Origin of the sequence: Dyadobacter sp. OTU695 (assembly GCF_038440355.1) — a bacterium.
In the GTDB taxonomy this organism is placed as follows: domain Bacteria; phylum Bacteroidota; class Bacteroidia; order Cytophagales; family Spirosomataceae; genus Dyadobacter.
The window spans coordinates 192,499-206,714 of record NZ_JASATN010000002.1 but is presented as its reverse complement, the minus strand read 5'-3'; the positions used below and the strand labels follow the sequence as shown (position 1 = coordinate 206,714).

The window sequence follows — 14,216 nt, the reverse complement described above, 5'->3', positions numbered from 1 at the left end:
CGTACAATCGCACTTTTAAGTTTCCTTCCAATTCTTTATTCGATAAATCTACGAATTAAGACGTAATTTTGGCTTGTGAAAATGAATTATAAAAAACCGGATGATTCCAAAGTGCGGGCCAAAAAGCATCTGGGCCAGCACTTTCTGAAAGATTTGAATATTGCCCAACGCATCGTCGACGGACTCTCCGGCCACGGTGGCTATGAACGTGTCCTGGAAATCGGACCGGGTATGGGCGTACTTACGCAATTTCTTTTGCCCAAAACCAGTTTCAATACCTATGTCATCGAGATCGACACCGAATCGGTGACCTATCTTGAAAAACATTATCCCGAGCTTGCACCGCGCATTATCGCCGGCGACTTCCTGAAATTCAATCCGGGCGAATATTTTCCGGACAAATTCGCGATCATCGGCAATTTCCCTTACAATATTTCCTCGCAGATATTTTTCCGGGCGCTCCAAATACGTGACCGCATTCCGGAAATCGTTTGTATGCTGCAAAAAGAAGTAGCACAGCGTATCGCCTCGCCGCCTGGAAACAAGGATTATGGAATACTAAGTGTGCTTTTGCAGGCATTCTACGATATCGACTACCTGGTTTCAGTACCACCCGGAGCATTCGACCCGCCGCCGAAAGTACAATCAGGGGTTATCAGGCTACGCCGCAACGGGGTTACCGCGCTGGCCTGCGATGAAAAATTATTTTTCAGAGTGGTGAAAACGGCCTTTAACCAGCGGCGCAAAACCCTGCGCAATGCGTTGAAACCGGTAGGCGAAATACCGGATCATCCCCTTCTCAACAAACGGGCCGAACAATTGAGCGTCGAAGAGTTCGTTACCTTGACGTTGCTTGCCCAAAATACCCAGGAAAAGAACTAAACCTGCTCTGAAACAGTATATTTAAGTCAGCTAAAAGCATTTCGCCAGTCGCTAAAAGCTCATTTACAATGACGTTCGAATTAACCCAGCTCTACGTAGATCATATCCAGGAACTAATTGAGAAAGAGGATTCTGTGGCCATCAGGTCAGAAATGGAGAACCTTTTTCCCGCGGACATTACCAGCCTTTTGTACGAGCTGGAAACAGAAAGCGCCAAATTCCTGATCAGTCAGCTGAATATCGAAACCGGCGCGGCAATCCTGGCCGCTATGGACCGGGGCGAACGCCGTGACTTTTTGAAGGTCTTTACCTCGGAGGAGGTCTCCAAATTCGTCAACCTGTTTGATTCGGATGACGCCGTGGATTTGCTTAACGAGCAGCCCATTCGCGTACGCGAGGAAGTGATCGCATTGCTCGAAGACCGTGAACAGGCCCGCTTCATCCTCGATCTGCTGCACTACGACGAGGACGTGGCCGGTGGTCTGATGCAGAAAGAGCTTGTGAAAGCCAACGTGAACTGGACGGTAAATCAATGCATTGAAGAGCTCCGTACACAAGCAGAGGACGTCGAGAAAGTATATGCTGTATATGTGGTCGACGATTTTGGGAAACTCCTTGGTATTCTCTCCCTGAAAAAGATCGTTCTGGCCCACAAGAACACCAAAATCGAGGTTTTGTATGACAAGGACGTCATCTTTGTGGAAACCTACCGGCCCGCCGAAGAAGTGGCCGAGCTCATGCGGCGCTATGACCTGGACGCATTGCCGGTTGTGAATGTCCAGGGAAAGCTGCTGGGCCGCATTACAATCGATGATATTGTGGACGTGATCACCGACCAGGCAAGCTCCGATACACTGGCAATGGCGGGTATCACCGGTGACGTGGAGGAAGACGACAGCATCTGGCAACAAACCAAGGCCCGCCTTCCCTGGCTGCTTGTGGGCATGATGGGCGGAATACTTGCGGCAAAGTTCATCAGCTTTTTTGAGGGAGACCTTAAAATCATCCCGGCTATGGCCGCGTTTATTCCTATTATTGGTTCAACCGGGGGAAATGTAGGTATTCAGACGTCTTCCATTATTCTTCAAGGTCTGGCCGATAAAACCGGTCTTGACACTTCACTAGGGCAACGTCTGATCAGAATGTTCGCAGTGGCCTTTATCAACGGAATCATCATCAGCGCCATTGTATTCGGGTTTAATATTCTGATCGGAAATGAACTGCAACTCGCTCTGGTCGTTTCGATTGCTTTGATGTCGGTAGTCTTTTTAGCCTCGTTTATGGGGACCCTAACTCCTATTTTACTCGAAAAGATCGGTATTAACCCCGCAGTGGCATCCGGGCCCTTTATCACTACCGCCAATGACCTTATCGGCTATGGTGTGTATTTCGGTCTTGCACATTTGCTGCTCAAATTATAGACGCACCCTAGCATTCGCTCAGACTGATCGGGATATTTACGGCAAGTCCGCCTTCGGAAGTTTCCTTGTAACGCGTATTCATATCCAATGCGGTTTGCCACATGGTTTTAACCACATTGTCAAGGGAAACCTTCGCATTTTCTGGGTTGCTTTGCAATGCGAGCTGGGATGCGGTGATCGCCTTGATAGCGCCCATGGTATTGCGTTCAATGCAGGGTATCTGGACTAATCCGGCCACCGGGTCGCAAGTCAACCCCAGATGATGCTCCATAGCGATCTCGGCCGCCATCAGGCATTGCTCAACACTTCCACCCGACACTTGGGCCAGTCCCGCTGCGGCCATCGCCGAAGAAACCCCAATTTCCGCCTGGCAGCCGCCCATTGCCGCCGAAATGGTCGCGCCTTTCTTGAAAATGCTTCCGATCTCGCCTGCCGTCAAAAGAAATCTGAAAATATCCTCTTCTGTACCGCCGCAAAAGGTCACATGAAATTGCACCACCGCCGGTATCACACCCGCTGCGCCATTGGTAGGAGCCGTCACCACACGACTGTAAGAAGCATTCTGCTCATTGACAGCCAATGCAAAGCAACTGACCCAATCGAGCGTATAATTAAAGCCCGAACCGCTGCTGCGGATCAGCTCGACCCATTCCTCACAACCTGCGCAGGCATGGCCCTTCAGCAGTTTTTGGTTAAGCTCCGCTGCGCGCCGCTGCACGTTCAGCCCACCTGGCAGCACGCCTCTATGCTGGCAGCCCAGGAAAATGCTATCCTGCATCACGCGCCAGATATTCAGCAGATCTTTTCTGATTGTGGTATCATCCCTCCAAACCCGCTCGTTATCCAGCACTATTTCCCAGATCGCCTTGCCGCTAACACGGTGCCATTTGAGCAAATCCGACGCATCATCGATCGGATAAGGAATCGGCGCTGGTAACACATTACCCGAAGCCTCCCGGCCCTCCTGGATGATAAAACCGCCGCCAATCGAATAGTAAGTTTCTTCCAGCACCAGTCCGTCCGCGCAGATAGCCGAAAAGGCCACCCCATTCGGATGGAACGGAAGCGATTCGGTTTTATGGAAGACTACATTTGTCTTGGGATTAAAATGAATTTGCATTTCCCCGTGCAGCTGGATCGTCTCGCTCGAAGCAATCTCCTCCAGAATGCGGTCTATCGAACTCGTCTCAATCGTCACCGGATCATAGCCGCTCAGGCCGAGGATCACCGCGATATCGGTGCCATGCCCCTTGCCCGTTTTAGCAAGAGAGCCATAGAGGTGCACGGTTACCTGCTCTACGCTTCCGAGCAGGCCCCTTTCTTTTATAGTGGTTAAAAACTGCTGCGCGGCACGCCAAGGCCCAAGCGTATGTGAACTGGACGGGCCGATGCCGATCTTAAAAATGTCGAAAACGGAAATACGTTCTGATGTCATGAGGTATTAAATGGACGATGATTTTTCGTCACGGGGAGGCCAGGGAGTCTTCGCAAGAATCTCCCTTGCTTTGGCAGTTTTTTCTGGAAACAAATCCACACCATCCCATTTGTCCAGAGAAGGATTATGCTTCGGAGCCGAAATGGGCGTAGTAACCTTTTTCATAAGCTGTCAGGATTTTCTTAAAATTAGAACAATTTAGACACCATGAATGATTCATAGTTAACATTTTTTTAAAAGCTTCGCCAATGCCCGTTTCGAGATGCTGCTACATCGAAATCGGCCTTGATAATGTCGAGATTCTTGTTAATAATCATCTGATACAACCGGGTTCTAGCTGGTGTGCTGCCTGTTAGGAAAACGGAAATTTTGATATTTTCCGAAAGAAAGAAGCGTGTAATTTCGATTACAGTTGCCAGGACCTGTTCCATATCTCCATTGTTTGTCACTACCATGTCATCGATTTTGCCTTCCAGTTCATTCCAGTCGCCAAAGGCCAGGTTAAATACATTGCCTCTCATCGGGCTAAACTGGACACGTTTCTCAATACTACCTTGTTCTCCTTCGCTGATAAATGAGAAGAGGTGCCCGGAAACAGTAGTTTCAAATTCATAATGCGGTTGGTCCATCTATGACGAAGTGTGTGATATGCTTAAATTCGCTATTGATGTAAGCGTTGTACGCGACGATATACTTCTCAAAAATGTAAACGGCCGCATTGGTTGAACTAACGGCTTTTCAACAGCTACCGGGACTATTTTAAGATAATACCGCGTACTTTTGCCTCATCCAAAAGCATTGATACATCATAACATGATTGCAGTAATCCAGCGCGTCAGCAGCGCCTCGGTAACCATTGAAGGAAAGATAAAAGGAGAAATCAAAACGGGATTTATGGTGCTGCTGGGCATCACCCACCAGGATACACAAGAGGATATTGAGTGGCTCGGCAAGAAAATTATTGGGCTCAGGGTATTCAATGATGAAGAAGACAAAATGAACCTTGATCTCAAAACGGTCGGCGGCGACATTCTGCTCATCAGCCAGTTTACCTTGCACGCCAGCACTAAGAAGGGCAACCGCCCATCGTTTACCGAAGCCGCCAAACCCGACGTCGCGATTCCGATATATGAAAAAATGATCGCGTTTCTAGACAACGAACTAGGCCGGCCGGTCCAAACGGGAGAATTTGGCGCAGATATGAAAGTTGGGCTCTTAAACGACGGCCCCGTCACCATTGTGATCGACTCTAAAAATAGAATCTAAAACAAGGCATCTACCACAAACATTCACCCACTCTCACAGCTCATTCACTCATTCAATCATTCAAAATTAAAATGTCCATCCAGGAAGCACAAGACCAGGTCGATCAATGGATCAAAACCTACGGCGTAAGATACTTTTCCGAATTAACCAATATGACAATCCTAACCGAAGAGGTTGGTGAGCTCGCGCGCATCATGGCGCGTACCTACGGGGATCAGTCATTCAAAAAGTCGGATTTGGGCAAGGACCTGGGCGATGAAATGGCCGATGTGCTATGGGTACTCATTTGCCTGGCCAACCAAACGGGCATTAATCTCACTGAGGCCTTTGAAAAGAACCTTGCCAAGAAAACAGACCGCGACAAGGACCGGCACAAGCAGAACAAAAAACTACAATAGCCTGCAAACAGAACAAGCCCGGAAACCCGGGCCTGCTCTGTTATCTATTTTCCGAAATGATAATATTACATATCCAGCAACAGACGCATCGGATCTTCGAGTAACTGCTTCACGCGAACCAGGAAGCTTACCGAATCCTTGCCGTCTATCGTGCGGTGGTCGTATGACAAAGCCACATACATTATCGGGCGAACAACGATTTGCCCATCCACCACTACCGGGCGCTCCACGATATTGTGCATACCCAGGATGGCCGATTGCGGTGCATTGATAATCGGTGTCGAGAGCATCGAACCGAATGTACCGCCATTTGTGATCGTGAATGTTCCGCCGGACATTTCGTCAAGGCCAAGCTTTCCATCACGTGCACGAACCGCCAGACGAACGATTTCTTTCTCAATTGCCGCAAACGAGAGCGTTTCAGCATTGCGGATAACGGGTACTACCAGCCCGCGAGGCGTAGAAACAGCCACTGAGATGTCTGCGAAATCGTTGTATACCAGCTCTTCGCCATCAATATAGGCATTGATAACCGGGAAGTCTTTCAACGCGACGGTTACCGCCTTCACAAAGAACGACATAAAGCCGAGCCCTACTTCGTGTTTCTCTTTGAATTTATCCTTGAATTTAGACCGCAAATCCATCACCGGCTTCATATCCACCTCATTGAAAGTGGTCAGCATGGCCGTTTCATTTTTCACTGCCACAAGACGGCGTGCGATGGTTTTACGCAGCGATGACATTTTCTCGCGGCGCGACGCGCGAGCGCCCGCAGGAGCCGCAGCAGCTGGGGCAGATGCGGCAGGCTTGGCAGGTGCAGCGGCGGCAGGTGCCGGAGCAGCTTTTTCTGCTTTCAATGCATCATCTTTCATGATCTTGCCTCCTGAACCCGAACCATTCACATCTTTTGGATCGATCCCTTTTTCCGCCAGAATTTTCGCGGCAACAGGTGACGCATGCTTCTCGCTGTAAGCTTTGTCGGTTGAAGCCGCAGCAGCAGGTGCGCCCGATTGTGGAGCAGCAGGTGCCGACGCCGGAGCACCGGCAGTTTGCGCGATCGTGCAGATAACTGCACCGATCGAGAGCGTGTCGCCCTCTTTTCCTACAATTTTCAATATACCCGCAGCTTCTGCCGGAAGCTCAAATGTTGCCTTATCCGATTCCAGCTCGCACAGGATTTCGTCCACAGCCACGTAGTCACCATCTTTCTTGCTCCAAGAAGCGATGGTGACCTCGCTGATAGATTCTCCCACCGCAGGAACTTTCATTTCGTAAACCTGGCCGGTCGCCGCAGTCGATACTGGTGCTGCGGGGGCCTCGGCTTTCGCAGGCTCTGCCGCTGGTGCCGGCGCAGCAGGTGCTGCCACTTCCGCCTTCGGAGCAGTTTCTTTCGGAGCGGCTCCATTAGCCGAATCGATGGTAGCGATCAGGTCGCCGATATTCAACGTATCGCCTTCCTGAGCTTTGATATGCAGTACACCTTCTGCTTCCGCAGTGAGTTCAAATGTCGCCTTGTCCGAATCCAGCCCACAGATCACCTCGTCCATTTTCACAAAATCGCCATCATTTTTGAACCAGTTTCCTATCGTAACTTCGGTAATCGACTCGCCAACGGGCGGTACTTTTATTTCAATTTCAGCCATTTTATGTGCAATCTTGTTATCGAATTAAGTCAAAAATTATAGGAATATCATTCAAAAGCCCTGTTGATGATTTCCGCCTGCTCCTTGGTATGGATTTTTGAGAACCCTGTCGAAGGTGAAGCACTTGGTTCGCGGGCGATTACCTGCAATGGCTTGACGCCTTTGTACATGCGAAGCAGGAACGTCCAGCCTCCCATATTGAATGGTTCTTCCTGCACCCAGTAAACGCTTGCATTTTCATACTGGCTCAGGTGCGCGTCGATCTGCGTTTGTGGGAACGGATGCATTTGTTCCAACCGAATGATCGCCACGTCGTCGCGTTTGTCCGCCTGTTGCTTTTCGTACAGTTCATAGTACAGCTTTCCGGTGCAAAGCAATACTTTCTTCACTTTTTTCGGATCTGCATAGGTGTCTCCGATCGTTTCCTGGAACGAACCGCTTACAAGGCTCTCGATCGGGGAAACGCAAAGCGGATGACGCAGCATGGATTTTGGCGACATAACCACCAGCGGCTTGCGGAACGGGAACTTCAACTGCCTGCGGAGCAGGTGGAAGAAGTTGGCCGGCGTAGTCACGTTGGCTACGATCAGGTTATAGTTTGCCGAAAGTTGCAGATAACGCTCCGGACGCGCATTGGAGTGCTCCGGCCCCTGGCCTTCGTAACCGTGAGGCAGCAACATTACCAAACCCGTCCAGCGGTCCCATTTGGTTTCGCTCGATGTTACGAACTGGTCGATGATTACCTGTGTGCCGTTGGCAAAGTCACCAAACTGTGCTTCCCAGATCACAAGTGCGTTAGGATTGGCCATCGAATATCCGAATTCAAAACCCAGAACACCGTACTCTGAAAGCAGCGAGTTGTAGATCATAAACTGGCCCTGGCCCTCCTGAATGTGTTGCAGGCTGTTATAGGCTGCATTGGTTTCTACATCGCGCAAAACCGCATGGCGGTGCGAGAATGTACCACGTTGCACGTCCTGACCGCTTAAACGAACGATATTGCCCTCAGTAAGGATCGAACCGTACGCGAGCAGCTCGGCGGTAGCCCAGTTTACTTCCTTTTTATCGAAGATCATTTGCTCACGGTCTTTGAGCAACTTATCGATTTGTTTCAACCTGTTGAAGTTTTCAGGAGTGCTGATCAGCGCCTTGCCGATCTTTTCGAGCACCTCCAGAGGTACGCCCGTTTCCGGTGATTTTTCAAAATCTTCCGGTTTGGATTTACGCAGGCTGTGCCACTCCTGTTCCAGTTTTGGCATGGTGTATGGCAATGCTTTCTGCTTCACCATGTCAAGGCGCTCCTGCAATAATTGCTTGAACTCCTTATCCATATTGGCCGCCAGCTGCGCATCCACATCCCCGCGTTCCGCCAATGTTTTCTGGTAGATTTCGCGTGGGTTCTGATGGTTCTCGATGGATTTGTAAAGGACCGGCTGCGTAAATTTGGGTTCGTCCGCCTCGTTGTGTCCGTGGCGGCGGTAACAAACCATATCAATGAAAATGTCCTTGTTGAATTTCTGACGGTATTCTACCGCAAGGCGCATGCAGTATACAACCGCCTCCGGGTCATCGCCATTGACGTGCAACACAGGGGCATCGACGATTTTGGCAATATCCGTACAGTAAATAGATGAACGCGCATCAACAAAATCGGTGGTAAAACCAACCTGGTTATTGATCACAAAATGGATGGTACCACCGGTGTAGTAGCCGTTCAGGGCCGACATCTGCGTAACCTCATAAACGATACCCTGACCTGCCACAGCAGCATCGCCATGGATCAATACCGGTAATACGCGGTCGTAATCGCTGTCGTACATACCATCGGCGCGGGCGCGGATGTAACCTTCCACTACCGGGTTGACCGCCTCAAGGTGCGATGGGTTCGGAGCGAGTTTCAGGTGTACGTTGTTTCCGTCTTTGGTGGTGATCTGGCTGGCAAAACCCATGTGGTATTTCACATCGCCGTCTCCCCATACCTGGTCGGGCAGGTTACCTTCAAATTCGTTGAAGATCTGTCCGTAGGTTTTCTGCATGATGTTGGCCAGCACGTTCAGGCGGCCGCGGTGCGCCATACCGATCATCACTTCTACCACCCCCATTTCGGCAGCTTTGTTGATCATCGCGTCCAGCGCGGGGATCGTCGTTTCACCACCTTCCAGCGAGAAACGTTTCTGTCCAAGGTATTTGGTATGCAGGAAGTTTTCAAACACAACCGCCTCGTTCAACTTCGAAAGAATGTGCTTTTTCTCATCGATCGAGAAAGTCATCGTCAATGCTTCCTTTTCGATCTTTTTACGCAACCAGCTTTTTTGCTCGCGGTCGCGGATGTACAGGTATTCGAAACCGATATTTCTCGCATAGATCGTCTTCAACGAGTCGACAATCTCGCGCAGAGTGGCCGGACGATCAAAGACCTCAACACCAGCTTCAAAAACGGTATCGAGGTCTTCAGGTCCCAGATTAAAATCAGCAATGTCCAATTGCGGGCGACGGTCCTTCCTTTTCTGGATCGGGTTTGTCGTCGCCAAAAGGTGCCCCCTCGACCTATATCCGCGGATCAAATGCACCACTTCCATTTCCTTACGGATGCGCGTAGGATCCGATTTTCCAACTACCGCAGCCTCCTTACCGTTGGCAGAACCATTGGTGTGTCCGTTGCCGGTAACAGGGAATTTTTGATAAAAATCATAACCTTCGAAAAACTTTTGCCAGCCTTCGTCCACGGAAGCGGCATCTTGCTTATAGGAATTGTACAATTCTTCAATATAAGCGGCGTCGGAATTTGCTATATAAGTGTATTTATCCATCACAAAAGTGAGTATTTCATTTACGGCACAAAGGTACGAGAGTTATGTAAAGATTACGAATAAAAATATCCTTTTCACTTAACCTGAAAGAGGATTTGGAATGGTTGGTGACATCAATATTTCTGAAAACCTTTGGGATTAGGAATAAATTTCAGCATGAGCTCGTGAATACCCTTGGGGCCTGAATACGACGCATAGATCTGTTCTGCCTGTCGCGTACTGTAAAAATAACCCAGTCTGACGTTTCGTCCCAGCTGAACCTCAGCCGTTAACTGCAAATAATCCACTTTTGCCGACATAGAACTATACCCTCCGCCCACGCGATAAGACGCGCCTAGCCCTACTTTCTCCCTGAACCAGAACCGCGAACCGATGTCAAATCTGAGGTTGTGATCCTTTTCCTGAATAAACAACACATGCGGCAGCATCATGACGTCTTCGCTTAAATCGTAGCTTCCGCCGGCAGTGATGTAAAGAGGCCGGCGGTAGAGGGTACCCACGACTTGGTCTCCGAATTTCTGCGAGAGCACTTCCGGTTTAGAGATACCAAAATACAATTGGTCGGACCGAAGCCAGGCGCCAAGCCCGAAACTGCCTAATGCCCGGTTGTTGCTGATGAAAGTACCGTCTGAAACCGGCAGCACATTGATCCCTCCCTGAGCACCAAGACCCAGCTTCCAGCTATCGGACAGGCCCAGATGAAAAGCAAACGAGCCTACGAAGCCAGTCGTTGTAAAATAGCTGGTCTGGTCATTCAATGCCTGAAAACCTATTCCTAACTTGCCGTTGGCGACCGTGCCGTCCGCGGCAAAAGTTTGGCTGGTAGGCGAGTTGGGAATGTTGAACCACTTCCTGCGGAAAATGGCGGTCATATTGAAGTCTTCGCGCGCGCCGGTGAAGCCTGGGTTGATTGACATCGGATTCTGAACATATTGTTCATAAAGTACTTCCCGCTGCGCGCTAGCCGTGCCAAGGCTGCCTGTTAGTAATGATACTGCAAGAAAAATCCTGCTCGAATAGTGATGTGTGTTCTTTAAAAACATAGCACTGATTTTGGACTATTGTAAACAAAAATGGCAGGAGAGTCAATCTCTTGCCATCTTTATAACTCCTGAATAATACTTTTATACTGTTTGATCCAATCAAAAATCGTAACCCAGTGTTACGTAAGGGATTGGCTTGTTGGTATAACCGTTATCCACTCCCCAGGCGTAATCAAATTTGGCATAAAACCCGAACAATGTCGTTCTCACACCGGCACCATAGCCCATCAGGTAAGGGTTTTTATAGTTGGTGACCGTTGCGCGGAAAGTCTCGTTTTCATCCCCGATGATCTGGGTATTCAGGCTATTATTCTCGCTGAACGGCCCCTTGCCGGTCCACGCAGTACCAATGTCGCCAAAGCCGACAATCTGGAAATTACGCAGGAAGCTGGAAGTAATCGCACCGCGATATAGGTATTTTACAAGCGGGATTCTCAGTTCCGCGTTGAGCAGCATGTAGCTTGTACCTGACAGTCTGTTCAATTTAAATCCACGCAGGTTGGTCGCAAAATCAGCGAAGAAAATGTCACGATTGTCGCGCTGAAAATTCAGCGGGTTATCGCCGGTGCGGTTTTCCTTGCGGTTACCGAGCCAGTTTTCCATACCACCAAGGATATTTTGCTTAGGCGCCCGGCCCCCTGAATGGCTGGCTGACGCGCGCACGGCCAGAATCAGGTCGCGGTGTATTTTCTGGTAATGACGGAGGTCGAGGCTCACGCGGTTGAAGCTCTCGTTTCCATTACTCAAACCCTGGTACAAATCGTAACGCAGCTTGAACCGCGTTCCTTCCATCATATTCATACCATTCACACGGGTATTGTCGAATACAAATTCGCTGCGAAGACCTCCGTAGTTTGAAGACAAATCCGGATTAGGCAGTAGCACATCGATCATCCTGGTAGATGTGAACATCGGCGATACCGAGAAACGGCTGGTAGTCGAGAATGGGTACGACGCTGTGAACATCAGCTGGTTGAAACGGTATTTCTGGATCAAACCTTCCGAATCATTATAAAGCGTCTTTCTGTCCACACGCAAACCGAAGTCCACGCGATAGGTATTGTTGTTGTATTCGGCAAACAGATCGCTGTTCCTAAAATTCGAAGAAATAAAGATTCCGGCCTTGATGACGTGGTTTTCCAGCAAGTCGTTCATCGAAATGGACTGTGCGTAGCCAAATCCACGGATCGGGTCGATTCGCCAATCTGAACTGGCATCGTTGGTGATAAACAAGCCTTTATAATTGTATGGACCTTTAATCGCAATATTTTCACGAACAGCCTTAGTACGCGGCGCCACACCCGGTGTAGTCGGGAAATTGCCGCGGTTTCTTCTCGATTCAAACGATTTTAAGACATCTTCATCGAACTCATAATTATCGGTATCGACCTCGCCTTCCTTCAACGCAAGCTTGTTCGCCTGCTCAGTCTGTGCTGCTTTGGCGACCGAGTCGGTCTTTGCAGCACCGGTCGTGCCGGCATTACCAGGATTACCCGCGCTTGCAACTGTTAACGATGGCGGATTGACGGTCGCATTAACATCGAAACCGTTTTTAAAAGCGGCAGTATAATAGCCGTCATTCAGATAAGTATAAGCCAACGCTCCGCCCGCAGCTTTCAGGTTCACATCGGCGTTTCGGATGTTTTGGATATAATTTGTCAGCTGAGAGCTGGTTTGGGAAGCGCGGTTGTATTTATAAAGATTGTTGACACCCTTGCCGTTGGAAAGGTAAACCACATCATTTTCGTCAGCATATACCGGCGTTACTTTGGCCTTTCCTTCCGACTCAACCAGCTTAACGATGTTCTCCGATCTTGGTGTGCCATCGTGCTCAAACAATGTGTAGGAAGATGCAATCGATTTGAAATTACCTTTATCTCCCCTGCCCAGCGAATCGACTGGTCGGTTAGAAGAGAAAACAACCCTCCGTGAAGACCCCTGGATGAAACGGGGCGAAAGATCGTCATAAAGATCATTGGTCAAAGGCAATGCCGAAGCCCGGGCCACACTGATGAGGAAAATGTCGTTCTGACCAGCTTTATCAGCGCTCACCGTAAGCATCGAGCCGTCGTGAGACACATCCATATCTACAATCTGATCGAGTCCGCGGATATTCCGCTTCGTTTTGATCTTGATCTTCTTGGTCCCTACATTTTCATACATGTACAGGTTCTTCTTGTCGTTCTCGTTGGCAAGGATCGTCAGCACATTGTTTTTCGACCAACCCAAAAGAGGAGGCTGTGTTTTCATCCGGCCGCCGATAATATCAAGCTTACCCTGCCGAATTATTTTCTTGGAACCCGACTCGCTATCAAACAGATACACACGATAGCGACCATTCTTAATCTCACTTACAGCCGTATATTTTTTGTCAGGCGAAATCTTGATCACCGCGCTGGCATCGGTCACATTGAATTCGTTGAGCTTATATTTCCAGGTCGGATTGGGATCTGTATAAAACTGCTCGGCGTTCTTAGTCTGATTCAGGTAATAGGCCCGCCAGTCGCGCAGGAACCGGTTGTAGGATTGTACGCCGAGCGTGCTGGTGATACTGGTTTGCTCAGTGCGGATGATGCGGGTCAGGTTGAGAATGTCTGAGATCTTGTCCTTTCCGTAGCGCTCTGCAATATAGTTCCAGATCGAATGCCCGATCAGCGTGGCGTCGTCACCCGTCATAAGGGTAGGCTTACGAATGTTGCGGTTCTTAAAGAAATCGCGCATATAATCGTTCAGCTCTGGTGACCAGCCTTCGGCAATGTATGCTGCCGTTCCCGACATAAACCACTCGGGCAAGGTAAGCAACAATGAGCTTTGCAAAGCCTCTTTCATGTTACCCCCATACAGCATATCGTATACGAAAAGCAGGCTGATATCCCGCACGAGTTTCTTGCGAAAACCGATCTGATCGCCCGTATAGGCCACTTCCACGCGTGATTGCGAAAGGTTTAGCTTCTGGTCGCTGAGGTTGTCCAGCACCGAAAGCCCCATATTGCTTTGTTCGAGCTCGGCGGGTGAGTTGTAAAGGAATATTTTGACGCGGTTATAGGGCGTCCAACCGAGAATGTCAGTGATTTTGTCAAATTCGCTTTCCGCGTATTGAGCCGTCAGCTTCGCGAGCGCGGTGCCCCCCTGGTAGTGATAGATTTCGAAGTTGGTGGTCCGGAAAATCTTCCAGTTAAACTTCTTGTACTGGACCCGGTTCTTTCCAAAAGTCTCCTGTGAAGGATAGCGCTGTGCTACTGACTCTGTAAATAATCCAAAAACCGCTAAAAGACCGATCGAAAAGGCTAATGTGTAAATATATCTTCTGCTCATATT

At 49.3% G+C, this 14,216-nt stretch carries 11 protein-coding genes; 4 read left to right on the top strand and 7 right to left on the bottom strand.

Annotation, left to right across the window (positions count from 1 at the left end):
- Nucleotides 1-81 precede the first annotated feature (81 nt).
- Nucleotides 82-882 (top strand): 16S rRNA (adenine(1518)-N(6)/adenine(1519)-N(6))-dimethyltransferase RsmA, encoded by an 801-nt coding sequence (gene rsmA / locus AAHB90_RS06645; RefSeq protein ID WP_342084156.1) that lies wholly within the window; start codon nt 82-84, stop codon nt 880-882.
- Nucleotides 883-950: 68 nt separating this feature from the next.
- A complete protein-coding gene (mgtE, locus tag AAHB90_RS06640; RefSeq protein ID WP_342084155.1) occupies nt 951-2,303 on the top strand; it encodes a magnesium transporter in 1,353 nt (450 codons plus the stop codon).
- A gap of 7 nt (nt 2,304-2,310) precedes the next feature.
- Here mgtE and AAHB90_RS06635 read toward each other — a convergent pair whose 3' ends face one another.
- The 3 genes from AAHB90_RS06635 to AAHB90_RS06625 all read right to left on the bottom strand — a co-directional run bounded on the left by AAHB90_RS06635 (nt 2,311) and on the right by AAHB90_RS06625 (nt 4,367).
- Complete coding sequence (locus tag AAHB90_RS06635) at nt 2,311-3,738, bottom strand: L-serine ammonia-lyase (protein ID WP_342084154.1); 1,428 nt, start codon at nt 3,736-3,738, stop codon at nt 2,311-2,313.
- Nucleotides 3,739-3,744: 6 nt separating this feature from the next.
- The gene (locus tag AAHB90_RS06630) at nt 3,745-3,903 is read right to left on the bottom strand and encodes a hypothetical protein (protein ID WP_342084153.1); all 159 of its coding nucleotides are present in this window, start codon (nt 3,901-3,903) and stop codon (nt 3,745-3,747) included.
- Between the two features lie 68 nt (nt 3,904-3,971).
- Nucleotides 3,972-4,367, bottom strand: coding sequence for a DUF6934 family protein (locus AAHB90_RS06625; RefSeq protein ID WP_342084152.1), 396 nt, complete (start codon nt 4,365-4,367; stop codon nt 3,972-3,974).
- A gap of 184 nt (nt 4,368-4,551) precedes the next feature.
- Between AAHB90_RS06625 and dtd the strand changes: the two genes are divergently transcribed.
- Both dtd and AAHB90_RS06615 read left to right on the top strand, forming a co-directional pair.
- Nucleotides 4,552-5,004: a D-aminoacyl-tRNA deacylase gene (gene dtd / locus AAHB90_RS06620; protein ID WP_342084151.1), complete on the top strand. Its 453-nt coding sequence runs from the start codon at nt 4,552-4,554 to the stop codon at nt 5,002-5,004.
- Between the two features lie 71 nt (nt 5,005-5,075).
- Nucleotides 5,076-5,402 (top strand): nucleotide pyrophosphohydrolase, encoded by a 327-nt coding sequence (locus AAHB90_RS06615; protein WP_342084150.1) that lies wholly within the window; start codon nt 5,076-5,078, stop codon nt 5,400-5,402.
- A 65-nt stretch (nt 5,403-5,467) separates the two neighbouring features.
- Here AAHB90_RS06615 and odhB read toward each other — a convergent pair whose 3' ends face one another.
- From odhB to AAHB90_RS06595, 4 genes are all read right to left on the bottom strand, one after another.
- Nucleotides 5,468-7,045: a 2-oxoglutarate dehydrogenase complex dihydrolipoyllysine-residue succinyltransferase gene (odhB, locus tag AAHB90_RS06610; protein WP_342084149.1), complete on the bottom strand. Its 1,578-nt coding sequence runs from the start codon at nt 7,043-7,045 to the stop codon at nt 5,468-5,470.
- 47 nt (nt 7,046-7,092) lie between these two features.
- Nucleotides 7,093-9,855 (bottom strand): 2-oxoglutarate dehydrogenase E1 component, encoded by a 2,763-nt coding sequence (locus tag AAHB90_RS06605; protein WP_342084148.1) that lies wholly within the window; start codon nt 9,853-9,855, stop codon nt 7,093-7,095.
- Nucleotides 9,856-9,968: 113 nt separating this feature from the next.
- Complete coding sequence (locus tag AAHB90_RS06600; protein WP_342084147.1) at nt 9,969-10,898, bottom strand: PorP/SprF family type IX secretion system membrane protein; 930 nt, start codon at nt 10,896-10,898, stop codon at nt 9,969-9,971.
- Nucleotides 10,899-10,997: 99 nt separating this feature from the next.
- Nucleotides 10,998-14,213: a hypothetical protein gene (locus AAHB90_RS06595; RefSeq protein WP_342084146.1), complete on the bottom strand. Its 3,216-nt coding sequence runs from the start codon at nt 14,211-14,213 to the stop codon at nt 10,998-11,000.
- Between the last annotated feature and the right edge of the window lie 3 nt (nt 14,214-14,216).